The organism is Nonomuraea sp. NPDC051191 (genome assembly GCF_044455665.1).
Lineage (GTDB): Bacteria > Actinomycetota > Actinomycetes > Streptosporangiales > Streptosporangiaceae > Nonomuraea.
Window position 1 is genome coordinate 325064 of record NZ_JBITEZ010000004.1, and the last position, 16934, is coordinate 341997.

General features: G+C 70.9%; 12 protein-coding genes. 7 read left to right on the forward strand and 5 right to left on the reverse strand.

The window, feature by feature from the left end; translation table 11 throughout:
* The first annotated feature begins 92 nt into the window (after nucleotides 1-92).
* Nucleotides 93-491, forward strand: a complete 399-nt coding sequence (locus ACIA8R_RS13290; protein WP_357696087.1) for a MerR family transcriptional regulator — start codon at nucleotides 93-95, stop codon at nucleotides 489-491.
* Here ACIA8R_RS13290 and ACIA8R_RS13295 read toward each other — a convergent pair.
* Together ACIA8R_RS13295 and ACIA8R_RS13300 are read right to left on the reverse strand one after the other, a co-directional pair.
* Nucleotides 478-1677 carry a hypothetical protein gene (locus tag ACIA8R_RS13295; RefSeq protein ID WP_357696085.1) on the reverse strand — a complete coding sequence of 400 codons (1200 nt, stop codon included), beginning with the start codon at nucleotides 1675-1677 and terminating at the stop codon, nucleotides 478-480. The two genes, ACIA8R_RS13290 and ACIA8R_RS13295, sit on opposite strands and share 14 nt — an antisense overlap.
* Before the next feature lie 112 nt (nucleotides 1678-1789).
* Nucleotides 1790-3421, reverse strand: a complete 1632-nt coding sequence (locus tag ACIA8R_RS13300; protein ID WP_397038400.1) for a dolichyl-phosphate-mannose--protein mannosyltransferase — start codon at nucleotides 3419-3421, stop codon at nucleotides 1790-1792.
* A 58-nt stretch (nucleotides 3422-3479) separates the two neighbouring features.
* On the opposite strand from ACIA8R_RS13300, the gene rsmI reads away from it, so the two are divergent.
* Complete coding sequence (gene rsmI, locus ACIA8R_RS13305) at nucleotides 3480-4343, forward strand: 16S rRNA (cytidine(1402)-2'-O)-methyltransferase (RefSeq protein WP_364104818.1); 864 nt, start codon at nucleotides 3480-3482, stop codon at nucleotides 4341-4343.
* A gap of 5 nt (nucleotides 4344-4348) precedes the next feature.
* A complete protein-coding gene (locus ACIA8R_RS13310; protein ID WP_397038402.1) occupies nucleotides 4349-5926 on the forward strand; it encodes a dolichyl-phosphate-mannose--protein mannosyltransferase in 1578 nt (525 codons plus the stop codon).
* On the opposite strand, the gene ACIA8R_RS13315 is transcribed toward ACIA8R_RS13310, so the two are convergent.
* Nucleotides 5862-7337 (reverse strand): hypothetical protein, encoded by a 1476-nt coding sequence (locus ACIA8R_RS13315; protein ID WP_364097723.1) that lies wholly within the window; start codon nucleotides 7335-7337, stop codon nucleotides 5862-5864. The two genes, ACIA8R_RS13310 and ACIA8R_RS13315, sit on opposite strands and share 65 nt — an antisense overlap.
* Before the next feature lie 172 nt (nucleotides 7338-7509).
* On the opposite strand from ACIA8R_RS13315, the gene ACIA8R_RS13320 reads away from it, so the two are divergent.
* Nucleotides 7510-8730, forward strand: a complete 1221-nt coding sequence (locus ACIA8R_RS13320; protein WP_357710032.1) for a glycosyltransferase — start codon at nucleotides 7510-7512, stop codon at nucleotides 8728-8730.
* A 119-nt stretch (nucleotides 8731-8849) separates the two neighbouring features.
* Entirely contained in the window at nucleotides 8850-10631 is a 1782-nt protein-coding gene (metG, locus tag ACIA8R_RS13325) for a methionine--tRNA ligase (protein ID WP_357710035.1), read from the forward strand.
* On the opposite strand, the gene ACIA8R_RS13330 is transcribed toward metG, so the two are convergent.
* Together ACIA8R_RS13330 and ACIA8R_RS13335 are read right to left on the reverse strand one after the other, a co-directional pair.
* Complete coding sequence (locus tag ACIA8R_RS13330) at nucleotides 10576-11805, reverse strand: FAD-dependent monooxygenase (RefSeq protein WP_397038405.1); 1230 nt, start codon at nucleotides 11803-11805, stop codon at nucleotides 10576-10578. The genes metG and ACIA8R_RS13330 overlap by 56 nt on opposite strands.
* A gap of 68 nt (nucleotides 11806-11873) precedes the next feature.
* Nucleotides 11874-15065 carry an ATP-binding protein gene (locus tag ACIA8R_RS13335; protein ID WP_397038407.1) on the reverse strand — a complete coding sequence of 1064 codons (3192 nt, stop codon included), beginning with the start codon at nucleotides 15063-15065 and terminating at the stop codon, nucleotides 11874-11876.
* Between the two features lie 18 nt (nucleotides 15066-15083).
* Here ACIA8R_RS13335 and ACIA8R_RS13340 point away from each other — a divergent pair, with 18 nt between their 5' ends.
* Both ACIA8R_RS13340 and ACIA8R_RS13345 read left to right on the forward strand, forming a co-directional pair.
* Nucleotides 15084-15938, forward strand: coding sequence for a TatD family hydrolase (locus ACIA8R_RS13340; protein WP_364097713.1), 855 nt, complete (start codon nucleotides 15084-15086; stop codon nucleotides 15936-15938).
* A 146-nt stretch (nucleotides 15939-16084) separates the two neighbouring features.
* Nucleotides 16085-16930, forward strand: a complete 846-nt coding sequence (locus tag ACIA8R_RS13345) for a ubiquitin-like domain-containing protein (RefSeq protein WP_397038409.1) — start codon at nucleotides 16085-16087, stop codon at nucleotides 16928-16930.
* Nucleotides 16931-16934 lie beyond the last annotated feature (4 nt).

Sequence of the window (16934 nt, forward strand, 5' to 3'; positions counted from 1 at the left end):
GTCCTCTATCGTAACTACGCTGCGTAATCACTCGTCGGAGGGGCTCCGCTAATATCCGGCTTGAAGGGTGGTTCAAGTCGAGGAGCCGGGGCATGCGGGACACGTTGATCGACATTGGCGAGGTGGCCAGGCGTACCGGGCTGGCCGCGTCCGCGCTGCGCTTCTACGAGCGCAAGGGGCTCATCGAGGCCGAGGGGCGCAACGGCCTGCGCCGCGTCTACCTGCCCGAGACGCTCGACCGGCTGGCGCTGATCACCTGTGCCCGCGACGCCGGTTTCACGCTGTCGGAGATCGCCGAGTTCCTGCGGGCCAGGCCCGCGGACACGCGGCTGCGCGAGCGCATGGCCGCCAAGGAGCGCGAGGTCGACCAGCGGGTGCAGCAGCTCACCCGGCTGCGTGACAGCCTGCGTCACGCGGCCGTGTGCGAGCACGACCCGCTGGTCGAGTGCCCCGAGTTCAAGCGCGCCGTGAAGGCCGTCAGCCAGAGCTGACGTACTTGCGCGGGCGCAGGGCGTGGGCGCGCAGCGCGGAGAGGGCCGCGTACTGGCCGGGCCTGGCCATCCGCACGGCCAGGTCGTCGCTGAAGGCCAGGCCCAGCGCGGTGAGCTGGGAGACCAGGTCGGCGACCGGCGCGGCGACGTCGTCGAGGGTCGTGGCCGGGTGCCAGCCCTCGCCGCCCACCACCTCGGCCACCCGTTCGCGCAGCTCGGCGGGTGACATCAGGACGCCGTCGGCCAGCAGCATGAGCGCGGCCTCGCGGGCCGAGACCTCGAACTCGTGCTCGCCTCTGGCCAGCAGCAGCCGGGTGACCGCCTCCCACATGGCCTCCGGCGAGCCCAGCAGGTGACGGCCGTAGTCGGTGATGGCCAGCCGGGCGCCGTCGCGGCTGATCGCGCCGAGCTCGCGCTCGGCCAGCTCGCGCAGCCGCAGCGCCGGCGGCGAGGGGGCCAGCCGGAGCGGCAGGCTGCCCTCGGAGGCGGCCAGGGACAGCAGCTTGCGCAGGGCGGGCAGCGGCTGCGGCGTCACCGGCGCGTACAGGCGCACCTCGAACGGCTGGGCCAGCTCCCGCCGGGCCGGGCCGCGCCCGAGCACCCAGCGGTTGAGCCGTTCGCCGTGCACGCGGTTGAGCCAGCTGTCGCCGCCCAGCTCGGCGCGGGGCTCGGTGAGCCAGCGACGGGTGAGGGCGGTGCGGTCGAGGTCGTCGCCGGCGACGATCGCCAGCTCCAGCGCCGCCGAGCAGGCCACGTGCGCGCCCAGCTCCTCCGGGCCCATGATCATGCTCCATTGCAGCTCGGGAACGTCGGGCGGGAGCACGCCCGTGGCCTCAAGGGCCTTCTGGTAGGCGCTGGTGCCGGCGTCCTCGCCCTCCTGGGCGTAGGTGCGCAGGATCTGGACGGTCGTGGGCGACACGCACAGGGCGGCGTAACGTTCCATGCCGCCCAGTTGCAGCAGTCGCCCGAGCGAGCGGGACAGTCGTTCGTGGTCGCCTCCGGGCCGGAGCGGGCCCACCTTGATCGGAAGCGTGTACCAGAGGAACTCGCAGACGTCGAGCTGGGTCACCGTCTCCAGCGGCTCCCCACCCGTCAACCATTCGACGGCGGTCCTGGCCTCCTCGGCCAGGTCCGGCTGAGATCGCTCCAACTCGGCGAGAAGGGCGGTGACATCCGGTGCACTCATGCCTCGAAGTTTGCCGTATCGCACCCAGCCCTGACGATGACCGAATGCGGTGCGTATTGGGTCTTGCACAGCGACTACCCTACGAAACCGATGTTTACCTACAGTGAGCGGGTCAGATCCACCGTTTGTCGAACAACATCCGGGCCTTCCATTCGGTGTACGGGATCACCTCTGCGGACAAGATCGGGTGCAACCACCAGAAATTGATCAGTGCCAGCAGAGCGTACGCGCCGACCACCGCGGCGCCCAAGGTGCGGCGCATCGGCATGGCTCCGGCGGCCGTCGGCGTGGCGGGCCCGATCAGCAACCCGGCGCACAACGTCAGCGCCAGGATCATGAACGGCACCATGGGGATCGCGTAGAACAGGAACATCGTACGGTTCTCGGAGATGGCGAAGTAGAACCAGGGCAGCCAGCCCATCGCGTACGCCAGCAGCACCGCCCCCGCCCGCCAGTCGCGCGAGGAGACGTACCAGGCGATCAGGGCCACCAGCGCGGCCAGCGCGCCGAACCAGATGACCGGCGTGCCCACGCCGAGCACCGCCTCCGAGCAGTCCTTGGCCCCGCACACGTTCTGCTTGCCCTCGTAGAAGAAGGCCACCGGACGCAGCAGCAGCGGCCACTGCCACGGCTCCGACATGTACGGATGAGAGGTCTCCAGCCCGTTGTGGAACGAGAAGACCTGCCATTGGTAGTGGATCCAGGAGCGCATGGAGTCGAACAGGAAGAAGAAGGGGCCGGAGGAGGTGGCCTGGTCCCAGTTGCGGCCGTAGCCGTTGGCGGAGGCGAACCAGCCGGTCCAGGTGGCCATGTAGGCGAGGAAGGGGACGAGGGTGAAGGAGAGGGCTGCGTGGGGGAGGTCTTTGTTCCAGGCTCCGGCGTAGGGGCGTTTGAGTCCGATGGCGCGGCGGGCTCCGAAGTCCCACATGAGGGACATGATGGCGAAGGCGACGGCGAAGGCGAGTCCGGACCATTTGACGGACATGGCGAAGGCGAGGCAGACGCCGGCGGCCAGTCGCCAGGGGCGGGCTCCGAGCCAGGGGCCGTGGGGGGTGACAGGGGAGTTCTCGTACCAGGCCACGAGGCGTTCGCGGGCGCGGTCGCGGTCGACGACGAGGCAGGCGAACGCGGCCAGGACCCAGAACATGAGGAACACGTCGAGCAGCGCGGTGCGGGAGAGCACGTAGTGCAGGCCGTCGAGGGCGAGCAGCAGTCCGGCGAAGCAGCCGAGCAGGGTGGAGCGGGTCATCCGGCGCGCCACGCGGGCCAGGACAAGGATCGACAAGGTGCCGATCAACGCCGCGGCGAACCGCCAGCCGAACGGGTTGAGCCCGAACAGCCACTCACCGGCGCCGATCATCCACTTGCCCAGCGGAGGGTGCACCACGTACGAGGCGCACTTGTCGAGCGTCTCCTGCGTGCACGACTGCCAGATGTCGGTCTTCCCGGCCAGGATCGCCTTGTCCGCGTCCTTGATCGTGACGCGCTCGACGCCCCAGTTGATCAGGGAGAAGGCGTCCTTCATGTAGTAGGTCTCGTCGAAGACCACGGCCCGGGGGTGGCCCAGATTGACGAAGCGCAGGATCCCGCCGAAGAGCGTGATGAGCAGCGGGCCGACCCACCCCCACAGGACGCTGCCGCGCATGGGGGGGATCACCCGGTCACGCAGGGACCGCGTCTGCGAATGACTCTCGCCGACCTCCGGGTTGTCGTAGGCCTGGTACGGGGAATCGGTCACCGCCATTCGGACATCGTACGGGCCCCAAGCCGTTAGGTACTGCAAGAATCACGGTCTAATTGGTATGCCCTGCCACAATGGTCTGGTGACTGAAGAAGGCAGGTTGGTGCTGGCCGGAGCGCCCATTGGCCAGGCGGGTGATGTCTCGCCGCGGCTGCGGGAGGTGCTCGCCGGGGCCGACGTGGTGGCCGCCGAGGACACCAGACGGCTGCGCAGGCTCGCCACCGAGCTGGGCGTGGAGATCAGCGGCCGGGTGGTGTCCTACTACGACCAGAACGAGGCGGGCCGTGCCCAGGAGCTCGTCGAGGCGCTGAGACAGGGCCGCACGGTCGTGGTCATCACCGACGCCGGGATGCCCGGGGTGTCCGACCCCGGCTACCGCCTCACCCACCTGGCGGTCGAGGCGGGCATCACGGTGACCGCGCTGCCGGGGCCGAGCGCCGTCACCACGGCCCTCGCGGTGTCGGGGCTGGCCAGCGACAGGTTCTGCTTCGAGGGCTTCCCCCCGCGCAAGACCGGCGACCGGGCGCGGCGGCTGTCCGCGCTGGCCGCCGAGGAACGGACGATGGTCTTCTTCGAGGCTCCCCACCGGCTGGCCGAGTCGCTGGGCGCCATGGCCGAGGCGTTCGGGGCCGACCGCCCGGCGGCCGTCTGCCGCGAGCTGACCAAGACGTACGAGGAGGTGCGCCGCGGCGGCCTCGGCGAGCTGGCCGAGTGGGCCGCGGGCGGCGTCAAGGGCGAGATCACCGTGGTCGTCGCGGGCCGCGTGCCCGGTGCGGGCGAGCCCGACATGGACGAGCTGGTCGCCGAGGTCGACCGCCGGGTGGCCGAGGGCGAGCAGCGCAGGACCGCCATCGCCGACGTGGCCAAGGGCGCGGGAGTGCCGAGACGGGAGCTGTATGACCTGGTGCACAAGCGCATAGGGTGATCAACATGGGGGAGACGGCTCGGAGACTGGTCCCGCCGTTCCAGGGGCGGCCGCTCTTAGGCTGGGCGGGCCCGCTCCTGGTCGCCCTCTTCGGCGGCCTGTTGCGGTTCGTCCGCCTCGGCGAGCCCAAGGCCGTCGTCTTCGACGAGACCTACTACGCCAAGGACGCCTACTCCCTGCTCAGGTACGGGGTCGAGCGCGCGATGCTCGGCGACGCCAAGAACCCCGTCGCCGACCGGCGGCTCATCGCCGGGAATCTGGACATCTTCCGCCAGTGTGCTGAGCCGTCCGACTGCGCGTCGTTCGTCGCCCATCCGCCGCTGGGCAAGTGGATGATCGGCGCCGGTGAGTGGCTGTTCGGGCTCAACCCGTTCGGCTGGCGGTTCGCCGCGGCGTTGATCGGCACCTTGTCGATCCTCGTCCTGGCCCGCGTGGCGCGCCGGATGACCCGCTCCACCCTGCTCGGCTGCTTCGCCGGACTGCTGCTCGCCCTCGACGGCCTGCACTACGTGCTCTCCCGCACCGCGCTGCTCGACGTGTTCCTCATGTTCTGGGTCCTGGCCGCGTTCGCCTGCCTCGTCGTCGACCGCGACCGCGCCCGCGAACGCCTCGTGGCCTGGTACGAGAACTCCCCCGTCACCCCCCACGGCCCCTGGCTCGGAGCCCGCCCCTGGCGACTGGCCGCCGGCGTCTGCCTCGCCTTCGCCATGTCCGTCAAATGGTCCGGACTCGCCTTCGCCGTCGCCTTCGCCATCATGTCCCTCATGTGGGACTTCGGAGCCCGCCGCGCCATCGGACTCAAACGCCCCTACGCCGGAGCCTGGAACAAAGACCTCCCCCACGCAGCCCTCTCCTTCACCCTCGTCCCCTTCCTCGCCTACATGGCCACCTGGACCGGCTGGTTCGCCTCCGCCAACGGCTACGGCCGCAACTGGGACCAGGCCACCTCCTCCGGCCCCTTCTTCTTCCTGTTCGACTCCATGCGCTCCTGGATCCACTACCAATGGCAGGTCTTCACCTTCCACAGCGGGGTGCGCGACTATCACCAGTACATGTCCGACCCCTGGACATGGCCGTTGCTCTTCCGCCCGGTGTCGTTCTACTACCCGGCGGACGTGCCGCCGTCGGCGTGCGGGGCCTCGGCCTGCGCGCAGGCGATCCACGGCGTCGGCACCCCGGCCCTGTGGTTCGGCGCGCTGCTCGCGCTGGCGGGGACCGTCGTCCTGTACGTCAGGAGGCGCGACTGGCGGGCGGGGGCGGTGCTGCTGGCGTACGCGATGGGCTGGCTGCCCTGGTTCTACTACGCCCTGGCCGACGACCGCACGATGTACCTGTTCTACATGCTCCCGGTCGTGCCGTTCATGGTGCTGGCGGTGGTGCTGATGGCCGGGCTCGTGCTCGGCCCGGCGGACGCGCCGCCCACGCGCAGGGCCGTCGGGGCGGCGTTCGCGGGCGCGTTCGCGATGATCGTGCTGATCAACTTCTGGTGGTTGCAGCCGGTGCTCACGGCCGAGACGCTCACGCAGACACAGTGGTGGGCTCGGATGTTGATGCGCTCTTGGGTGACCGCCGCCCCCAAGTGACGCCCTTGCGCAGCGTGATGGCCGCCGCGACGCAGGCCAGCGGGACGGCCGGGAGCACGTAGCGGTAGTCGAACTCGGCCGTCGCCGCCGGGGCCAGCAACAGCCCGAACGCCCCCAGCCAGGGCAGCGCCACCGGGCCGCCGAACCTGCGCCAGCGGACGACGATGCCGTACAGGCCGATCAGCATGATTCCGCCGAGCATGATGCCGCGCAGGTAGAAGATCTTCTGGTAGCCGCTCATGATGTCCGCCCACGGGTGGACGATCCTGGTCTCGGGCGGGCCCTGCTCGTAGCTGAACGCGTCGGTGTCGGTGTGGCCGCCCCCGTAGGAGGACCACTTCGGCAGCCGCTTGGGCCGCCCGGTGTCGTCCACCTCGTAATACGGCCTGAACTGGTACATGTTGTACGTCGACTCGTCGGGGAAGCGCGGCCGTCCCCAGTGGAAGGAACGGAAGAAGTCGCGCGCGACCACCTTCAGATAGTCGCCCGGCTGGGACAGGATCGCCCGCGTGGCGAACGCGCTGGCCGCGTCGTTGGTGATGCCGCTGAACTTCTTGTTGATGCCCCACCGGTGGAGCACCTCGCCGGTGCCCGTGCCGTCGCCGTTGCCCTGGCCCCACAGGTACCACTGGGCGTAGTCCTTGCGCTGGTTGACCGGGTCGTTGATGCACAGCAGGAGGAGCTGGACCTCCTTGTACTTGTCGATCTTCATCTTGCCGCAGTCGGCGAAGATCGCGGTACGCATGTAGAGGATCAGCCCGTCGCTGTTGGTCATGGCGAATTTGCCGTAATTTGTGGAAAACCAGCCCATGTAGGTGAGGACGGGAAGCGCGCACGCCGCGACCACCGCCACGATCGACCGCCACCCCGCGCGCTGGACGATCAGATAGAGCACCACGAGCCCGAGGATCGGCATGCCGATCGAACGGGTCAGCCAGGTCATCGCGAGCAGCAGCCCGACCACGATCCCGGCCCGCCACGACAGCCGCCGCTTCCACAGCACCAGCGTCACCACGCCCACGACCAGCAGCGTGAACAGGGTGTCGGACATGACCATCTGCTCAAGCTGGATCTGGTAGGCGTCGAACAGCACCGGCGCCGCCGCCAGCGTGGCCGCCCACTTGGGCAGCGCGAACTTGCAGCGCAGCAGGGCGTAGATGAGCGCGGCCGCGGCCAGGCCCATCAGGTGTTGCGTGAAGATGGCGAGCGTGAAGCTGTGGAACGGCTTGAGCAGCATCAGCCAGAAGCTGTAGCCGTCGGGCCTGATCGGATGGGGCCTGGGGTGCAGCGCCACGTTGACGTACTCGTAGGAGTCGTTGAACCACATGGCCGGGCCGTAGCCGAGCATGGTGATCAGCCGCAGCACGGCACCGACGCCGAAGGCCACGGCGAACACGCGATGACGGCGCACGAGGGACAGCACGCGAGCTGCCCGGCCAGGAGCGGAGTGGTCCACAGGGGTAATCTCCGCGACGCTCACCATGCTGTAAAGAATGCCAGTCGTTTTTAGGTCTTGACCCGAGCACGCCGGGCACAGGGCATGATGGTTCACTGGAAGAGCCTTATTACTGAAGGGTTGAGACGTGGAACTGACGGTGGTCATGCCCTGCCTCAACGAGGCGGAGACCGTGGAAGTCTGTGTGCGCAAGGCATTGGCGTGCATGGAGGAGCACGGAATCGAAGGGGAAGTCCTGATCGCCGACAACGGCAGCACGGACGGCTCGCAGCAGCTCGCTCGTGATGCCGGGGCCCGTGTCGTCCACGTCGACGAGAAGGGCTACGGCAACGCCCTCATGGGTGGCATCCGCGCCGCCCGCGGCAAGTACGTGATCATGGGCGACGCCGACGACTCCTACGACTTCACCTCGTTGCTCCCGTTCGTCGAGCAGCTTCGCGACGGCGCCGACCTCGTGATGGGCAACCGTTTCAAGGGCGGCATCGCCCCGGGCGCCATGCCCCCGCTCCACCGCTACCTGGGCAACCCGGTGCTGTCGTTCGTCGGCCGGCTGTTCTTCCCGTCCGCCATCGGCGACTTCCACTGCGGTCTGCGTGGCTTCCGCCGTGACTCGATCCTGCGCCTCCACCTCCAGACCGGCGGCATGGAGTTCGCCTCGGAGATGGTCGTCCGCTCCACGCTCTCCGGTCTCGACGTGCGCGAGGTGCCCACCACGCTCTCGCCCGACGGCCGTTCGCGCCCGCCGCACCTGCGCTCCTGGCGCGACGGCTGGCGTCACCTGCGCTTCCTGCTGCTGTACAGCCCCAAGTGGCTGTTCTTCTACCCCGGCGTGTTCCTGATGGCCCTCGGCCTGGTCGCGGGCACGGCGCTGACGTTCGGGCCGGTGGAGATCGGCGAGCTGGCCTTCGACGTCGACACCCTGGTCGGGTCCTCGGCGCTGGTCGTGATCGGCTTCCAGGCGGCGTTGTTCGCGCTGTTCACGAAGGTCTACGCGGCCGAGGAGGGCTTCCTGCCCGAGTCGCCGCGGATCCGGAAGATCATCGACATCGTGACGCTGGAGAAGGGCCTCGTGGTCGGCGGCCTGCTGGCGCTGGCCGGTCTGGTCGGCCTGGTGATGTCGCTGGTCCACTGGCAGGTGCGCAGCTTCGGCGCGCTCGACCCGCGCGAGTCGCTGCGCATGGTCGTCCCGGCCGCCACGGCGCTCGTCATGAGCTTCCAGACGATCTTCGCCTCGCTGTTCATCAGCATCCTGGGCATCCGCCGTACCAAGGAGAGCTCGATCGACGTGGCCGCCAAGGCCGCGGAGGAGGCCGCCGAGGCGGTCTCCCTGGAGGAGTCCAAGCGTTAGGGGCCTCCGCGTCCCGGTGAGAGCCGGCGCCGGCCACGTGCCGGCGCCGGCTCTCGTCCTTTTGCGCGGGGGTTGGGGGTTTGGACGAGGAGCAGGGCCGCGACCCGTAGGCTTAGGACATGTCCCAGCACATCTTGACCGCCGTCGCGTGGCCGTACGCTAACGGCCCCCGCCACATCGGGCACGTATCGGGTTTCGGCGTGCCGTCCGACGTCTTCAGCCGCTACCAGCGGATGGCGGGCAACAAGGTGCTGATGGTGTCCGGCACCGACGAGCACGGCACCCCGATCCAGGTGCAGGCCGACAAGGAGGGCGTCAGCGCCCGCGAGCTGGCCGACCGGTACAACCGGGTGATCGCCGAAGACCTGACCGGTCTCGGGCTCTCCTACGACCTGTTCACCCGGACCACGACGAAGAACCACTACGCCGTCACGCAGCAGATCTTCAAGGGTCTCTACGACAACGGCTACATCTTCCCCAAGACCACGATGGGCGCGATCTCACCCTCGACCGGCCGTACCCTGCCCGACCGCTACATCGAGGGCACCTGCCCCATCTGCGGCTACGACGGCGCGCGCGGCGACCAGTGCGACAACTGCGGCAACCAGCTCGACCCGATCGAGCTCATCAACCCCAAGAGCCGCATCAACGGCGAGACCCCCGTCTTCGTCGAGACCGAGCACTTCATGCTCGACCTGCCGGCCTTCGCCGAGGTCCTGGGCTCCTACCTGCAGTCCAAGCAGGGCGAGTGGCGGCCCAACGTGCTGAAGTTCGCGCTCAACCTGCTGGGTGACCTCCAGCCCCGCGCGATCAGCCGCGACCTCGACTGGGGGGTGCCGATCCCGCTGGAGGGGTGGCGCGACCAGTCCAACAAGCGCCTCTACGTGTGGTTCGACGCGGTCATCGGCTACCTGTCGGCCTCCATCGAGTGGGCCAGGCGCTCCGGCGACCCCGACGCCTGGCGCCAGTGGTGGCAGAACCCCGACGCCCGCGGCTACTACTTCATGGGCAAGGACAACATCGTCTTCCACGCCGAGATCTGGCCGGCGATGTTGTTCGGCTACAGCGGCATCGGCGCGCGCGGCGGCTCGCCCGGCGAGCTGGGCGCGCTCGACGTGCCGTCCGAGGTGGTCTCCAGCGAGTTCCTGACGATGGAGGGCAAGAAGTTCTCCTCCTCCAGGCAAGTAGTAATTTACGTACGCGACTTCCTGGCGCGTTACGACGCCGACGCCCTGCGCTACTACATCGCCGTGGCCGGCCCCGAGAACCAGGACACCGACTTCACCTGGCAGGAGTTCGTCAACCGCAACAACGGCGAGCTCGTCGCCGCCTGGGGCAACCTGGTCAACCGGTCGATCTCGATGGCGTCGAAGAACTTCGGCGTCGTGCCCGAGGCCGGCGACCTGACCGACGCCGACCGGGCCATGCTGGAGCGCTCGCGCAACGCGTTCGCCCCCGTGGGCGCGGAGCTGGGCAGGTCGCGGTTCAAGAACGCGATCACCGAGGCGTTCGACGTCGTCCGCGAGGCCAACAAGTACCTGGCCGAGCAGGAGCCCTGGAAGCTCAAGGACGACACCGAGCGGCAGAAGTCGATCCTGCACGTCGCGCTCCAGGTCGTCGACGACGCCAAGACGATGCTCACGCCGTTCCTGCCGGGCTCGTCCAACAAGGTCTTCGCGATGCTCGGCGGCGAGGGCGTCTGGTCGGGCATGCCGGAGATCCGCGAGGTCGACGAGGACGGCGGCGCCCCCTACCCCGTCATCACCGGCGAGTACGACGGCGCGGCGCGCTGGGAGCACCGGCCGATCAAGCCGGGCACCCCGCTCGCGCCGCCCGTGCCGCTGTTCAAGAAGCTCGACCAGAAGGTCGTCGAAGAGGAGCTTGGCCGGCTGGCCGACTGAGGCCGTAGTCCTTGAGCGTGATGGCGGAGGCCGTCTTCCTGACGGACTTCGCCATCATGCCCTTCCATGGCAGATACGGCATGATCTTGTAGTTCTGGTTCATGAACCAGGCCATCAGCCGGCTCTCCGGAACCATGAACTTGCTGACGCCCACGGCCGACTTCTGGCAGCCGGTCGCGTAGCCGCGCACCTCCTGCTCGTACCGGGCGAACGCGGCGCGGTGATCGCCGCCCGCCGCGGCCAGCTCGCCGGCCAGCACATAGGCGCCGACGAGCGCGAGGCCGGTGCCCATGCCCGACAGCGGCGACGGGCAGCAGGCGGCGTCGCCGATCAGCACCACCCGGCCGCGCGACCACGAGTCCAGGTGCACCTGGCTGGTCGAGTCGAAGTAGAAGTCGTCGGCCTCCCACATCTTGCGCAACAGCGTGGGCGTCTCCCAGCCGACCCCTCGGTACGCCTCGGCCAGCAGCTCCTTCTGCCGGGTCACGTCCCGGCGGTCGTGCTCCAGCGGCTGGGAGCCGAAGTAGAACATCGCCTTGGCCTCGGTGTTGTTCCTGGCGCTGTAGAGGCCGACCGTCTTGCCGGGCGTGCTGTAGAGCAGGCCGGTGTGGTCGAGGTCCAGGTAGTTGTCGAGCGTGAACACCGCGCAGTAGAGCCCGAGGTGGCTGGTGACGGCCGCCTCCGGCGCGTCGAAGGCGAGCGAGCGCACGTTGGAGTGCAGGCCGTCCGCGCCCACCACGAGGTCGAACCGGCGCGTCGCGCCCCGCTCGAACGTCACCGTCACCCCGTCCGCGTCCTGGGCCAGGGAGGTGATGGAGTCGCCGAAGACGTACTCGGTGCGGTCCTTGGTGGCGTCGTAGAGGATGCGGGCCAGGTCGCCGCGGAGGATCTCGACGTCGCCGGAGAACAGGTCGCCGGGCACGGAGGCGAGCTTCCTGCCGGACTCGTTGACGTACGACATGTCGCCCATGTGGGTCTGGAGGCGTTCGACGTCGGCGAGGATGCCGAGCGCGCGCAGCACGGCCATGTGCGCCTCGCCGCGGAAGTCGACGGAGTAGCCGCCCTCACGCAGGGCGGGGGCGCGTTCGACGACGGTGACGCGGTGGCCGGAGCGGGTGAGGAGGAGGGCCAGGGCGGGGCCGGCGACGCTCGCGCCGGAGATCAGGATGTCCATGCCCCAGAGCCTGCCGGGGCCCGCTCACCGCCCCCTCACCCCACGCTCACCGCCTCGCCCGGCCGCGCTCACCGGAGGGCGGTCGGGGGTTCGAGCGGCGGGAAGTCGTCGATCGAGCGCAGGGGCGAGGCGTCGACCACCTCCGCCGGGACGCCGGCCAGCATCAGGGCCTCACGGTGCGAGAGCCGCGCGCCCGCGCGCCGCGCCCCCGCGTACGCCTGCTCGCCCAGCGCCTCGCGCAGCCGCCGCGACAGCCCGGCGACGTCGTCGTCCTCGGGCAGGTCGATGCCGCGGATCGCGATGGCGGCCCCGAGCAGCGTGGCCGCCGCCGCCGGGTCGTCGTCGCAGGCCAGCGCCGCCAGCGCCTCGATCGCCCTGACGCTCTCCGACAGCGCGCCGGACGTGACCGTGCTCTCCACCGCCCGCAGGTAGGAGGCCCGCGCCCCGGCCGCGTCCCCCTCGGCCGCGGCCAGCCGTCCGAGCCCGACGAGCAGCCTGGCCATGTTCCCGGACGTCTTCACCCAGATCGGGTCGGATCGCCGCAAGGCGTCCTCGTAGAGCTCGCGGGCCCGTGCCAGGTCGCCCTCGCGTACCGCCACGTCGCCCAGGCCGCGCAGGGCCGCGGGCAGGATCGTGCCGCCCGTACGCCCGGCCAGCTCGGCCGCGCGCTCGTAGTCGGCCCGCGCGCCGTCCAGGTCGTGCCGGATGCGGTAGTCGCCCCGGTTGCAGTAGTGGTCGGCCAGGTCCTCCTCCGCGCCGAGCTGCTCGGCCAGCGCGATGGCCTCCTCGGTGCGGGCCAGGGCGGTGGCCTCGTCGCCGGTCGTACTGGCCAGCCAGGCCAGCGCGTCGAGCGTCATCGCCGAGCCCCAGCGCTCGCCGAGCCCGCGGAAGCCCTGGAGCGCCCTCTCCAGGTCCTCCTCGGCGGGGGCGAACTCGCCCGCGGCCATCCGCGGATAGGCCCAGATCAGCCGGGTGGCGGCCCGCTCCCACGCGTCGGTACCGCGCTCGCCGCGCCTGATCAGCGCGATCGTGGCGCCGGGCTCGACCGCCGCCGAGGTGACCATCGGCCACAGGCACGTGACGATCGGGTTGCGCAGGCCGTCCGCCGTGATCATCGTCTCGGCGGCGCCCTTGTGGCGCTCCCACAGCTCGCGCCGCTCGCTCGCCGCGGTGAGCAGGGTCAGCAGGTACGCGTCCCCCAGGGCGGGGTCGGGCCGCGGACCGGCCGCCTCCAGCAGGGCCGCCGCCGCCTTGGCCGGCACCGCGCGCATGCCGCGCATCCACAGCGAGAACGTCTGCGCGGCCAGCAGCCGCATCCCGAGCGCCACCTCGCCCTGCTCCACCGTCCAGCGCAGCGCCGCCTGAAGGTTGTCGTGGTCGGCCGCGAACCGGGCCAGCCACGGCAGCTGCTCGGCGCCCCGCAGCCGGGGGTCGCCCTCCTCGGCCAGCGCGAGGAAGTACGCGGCGTGCGCCGCCCGGTAGCGCGCGGCCTCCTCGCCGAGCCGGTCGGCGCAGAACGCCCGGATCGTCTCCAGCATGCGGTAGCGGCCGCCCGCCACCTCCAGGAGCGACTTGTCGGCCAGCGAGTCGAGCAGGTGCTCGGGAAGGCCGCAGACGGCCGCGGCGGCGGCCGCGGTGGCCCCGCCGGAGAAGACGGTCAGGCGCATGGCCAACGCCTGCTCGGGCTCGGTGAGCAACTCCCAGCTCCACGCGACGACCGCGCGCAACGTCTGGTGCCGGGCGTCGGCGGTACGGCTGCCGCGCAGGCTGAACCGGCCCTGACCGGCGAGGCGTTCGGCCAGTTCATCGGCCTCGTGCGTACGCATGCGGGCGGCCGCCAGCTCGATGGCCAGCGGGAGGCCGTCGAGCGCGGCGCAGATGCGTTCGACCGGCTCACCAGGGGCGAAACCGGGGCGTACGGCCTTGGCCCGGTCGGTGAAGAGGGTGTGGGCGTCGGAAGGGGCGAGGGGGCGTACCGGCCACAGGTGTTCGGGGGTGATCGCGAGCGGCTCGCGGCTCGTGGCCAGCACGCGCAACGCCGGGCACGCGGACAGCAGCCGCTCGGCCAGGGCCGCGGCCTCGCCCACGACGTGCTCGCAGTTGTCCAGCACCAGCAGGACCGGGCGGTCGGCGAGCACCGCCACCAGACGGGCCTGCGGATCCGGCTCCCCGGACGCGCCCAGCGTCGCGGCCCCCAGCAGCGCGCCGTCGCGCACGCCGAGCGCGGCGAGGACCGCTCGCGCGAGGTCGGCCCCCGGGCTGAGCGGGGCCAGCTCGACCAGGACGGCGTCGTGGTGGCCCCTGGCGATCTCGACCGCGAGCCGGCTCTTGCCCGCGCCGCCGGGGCCGAGCAGCGTGACCAGCCGGGCGGCGGACAGCAGCGCCGCGACCTCGGCCAGATCGCCGTCGCGGCCGACGAAGCTCGTGAGCCGCCCCGGCAACGGCTCCGCCGCCACGGCCTTCGCCGCCGGCTCCGGGGGTGATTCGGGGAGCGGGGGCAGGTCTCCGCGGAGGAGGGACTGGTGGAGGGCGGCGAGCTCGGGGGAGGGGTCGGCGCCCAGTTCCTCGGCCAGCAGCCGCCGCGTCTCCTCGTAGACCATCAGCGCCTCGGCCTGCCTGCCGTCGGCGCGCAACGCCCGCATGAGCTGGCCGCGCAGCCGTTCGCGCAGCGGGTGGCGCTCGACCAGCTCGCCCAGCTCGGGGACGACGCCCCGGTGGCCCCCGCACCGCAGGTCGGCCTCGATCCGGTCCTCCAGCGCGGCCAGGCGGCGCTCCTCCAGCCGCGCGCCGTGCACGGGGTCGAGGTCGGCGAACGCGGGCCCCCGCCACAGGGCCAGCGCCTCCCGCAACAGCCCCCCGGCCAGCACCGGATCGCTCCGGACGCCTTCCGCCCGGTCCGTCCCCCGCGCCGCGCCGGCGGCCTGGTGACCGAGGAGGGCGGCGCGACCGGAGTCGGCGAGGCGGAGGAAACGACCGGCGTCGATGTCCTCGGGGTCCGCGGCCAGCCGGTAGCCGGCGGCGGTCAGCTCGACCGGAATTCCGTCGCCGCGCAGCCGGGAGACCTGGGAGTGCAGGGCGTGCTGGGCGTTCTTGGGCGAGCGGTCGCCGTACAGGAGGTCGACGAGGCGGTCCTGGCTGACGATCTCGCCCGGACGGACGAGCAGCAACGCCAGCAGCGCGCGCCTGGCCGGACCACCCAGGGGTACGTCGACGCCAGCCGCGTCCCATGCCCGGGTGCTGCCGAGAATGCCGAAGCGCATGGAGGCTACTTTAGATCCGTGAGCAAGATTCCCGCCGCGCCCGAGCCGCTTTCCGCACCGGTGTTCGACAGCCACTGCCACCTGGACATCATGGTGGGCAACCGGCAGGCGTCCTCGGGCGACCCGGTGGCCCAGGCCGCCCAGGCGGCGTCGGCCACCGTACGGAGCATCCTGCGCGACGCGCGCGAGGTCGGCGTGACCAGGCTCGTCACCATCGGGTACGACCTGCCCTCCTCGCGGTGGAACGCCGAGGTGGCGGCCGAGCAGGAAGGCGTGTACGCCGGGGTCGCCATCCACCCCAACGAGGCCCACGAGGCGACCCCCGAGGTGCTGGCCGAGATCGAGTCGCTCGCTCGGCAGGCCGACGTCCGCGCGGTGGGGGAGACCGGCCTCGACTACTTCCGCGACTGGGCGGCCAAGGACGACCAGCACGCGAGCTTCCGCGCCCACATCGAGATCGCCAAGCGCACCGGCAAGGCCCTGGTCATCCACGACCGCGACGCGCACGACGACGTCCTGAAGGTGCTGGCCGAGCAGGGCGCGCCGGACAAGGTGGTGTTCCACAGCTACTCGGGCGACGCCGAAATGGCGAAAAAGTGCGCCGAGGCTGGATATTTCATGTCCTTCTCCGGGCCCGTCACCTACAAGAACGCGGGCTACCTGCGTGAGGCCGCCGCCGTCGCCCCCATGGAGCTCATGCTCGTCGAGACCGACGCCCCCTACCTGCCGCCGGTCCCGTACCGGGGCAAGCCCAACGCCCCCTACCTCATCCCGCTCACCCTGCGCTGCCTCGCCGAGGTCAAGGGTGTCCAGCCGGACGAGTTGTGCGAGGCGATCAGCACGAACGGAGTCACGGTCTTCGGCGAGTGGTGACCATCTTTGCGTGAAGCGGTGGAGGCGGGCGCGCCGCCGCCGCTAACGTTCGGGCGGTCCCAGGCCGTATCCGGAGGTGGTTCGTGCGAGGCAGGAGGCGTGCGCCGCGTCCGCGGATCCCCTGGCGTTCTCCGTGGACGCCGGTGGTGTGCGTCGTCGGTACGCTGGCCGCCGGCCTGCTGGTCGCGGTCTCGTACCTGGTCAAGGACGTCGTCGTGGTCGTCGACGGCACGCCGGTCGCCGTCCGCGGCTTCGCCGGGCAGGTGGCGGACGTGCTCGCCGACGCGGGCGTGACCGTGGGGCTGGGCGACGTCGTGCGTCCCGACCTGAGCGCCGACCTCGCCGACGGCTCCACCATCGAGGTACGCCACGCCCGCCCGATCACGCTGACCCTCGACGGCCGCACCACGACCCACCTGGTCACCGCCACGAACGTCCGGGACGCCCTGGCCGAGCTCGACGTCGAGGCGGCGGCCGGCAGCCTGTCCGCGCCGCCCGGCCGCCCGGTGCCGCTGTCGGGCATGTCGCTCACGGCGTTCACCGAGCGCAGGGTCTACGTGGTCACGGGCACCACCCGGCTCGCCGCGCGCACCACCGCGCGCACCGTGCGGCAGGTGCTCCGGCAGGAGCGCGTCGTCGTCCGGCACGGGTCCATGGTGCGACCGCCGCTCGGCAGCTTCCCCAAGGACGGGACGGTCATCACGGTCATGCCGCCGCGAGCCGTACAGATCCCCTGGGAGGTGACCAGGCTCGACTGGCAGGCGCTGGCCAACTGCGTGGCGCGCGGCGACCCCCTGGCGTACAACCCCGACGGTCCCTACTACGGGATGTACCAGTTCAGCCTGCCCATGTGGCAGGCGGTCGGCGGGGTGGGGCTGCCGAGCGCCTGGCCGGAGGAGGAGCAGACCTACCGGGCGCAGCTTCTCTACCAGCGGGTCGGCGGACGGTGGCAGACCCAGTGGCCGAACTGCGGCGATCACCTGTTCAGCTGACGCG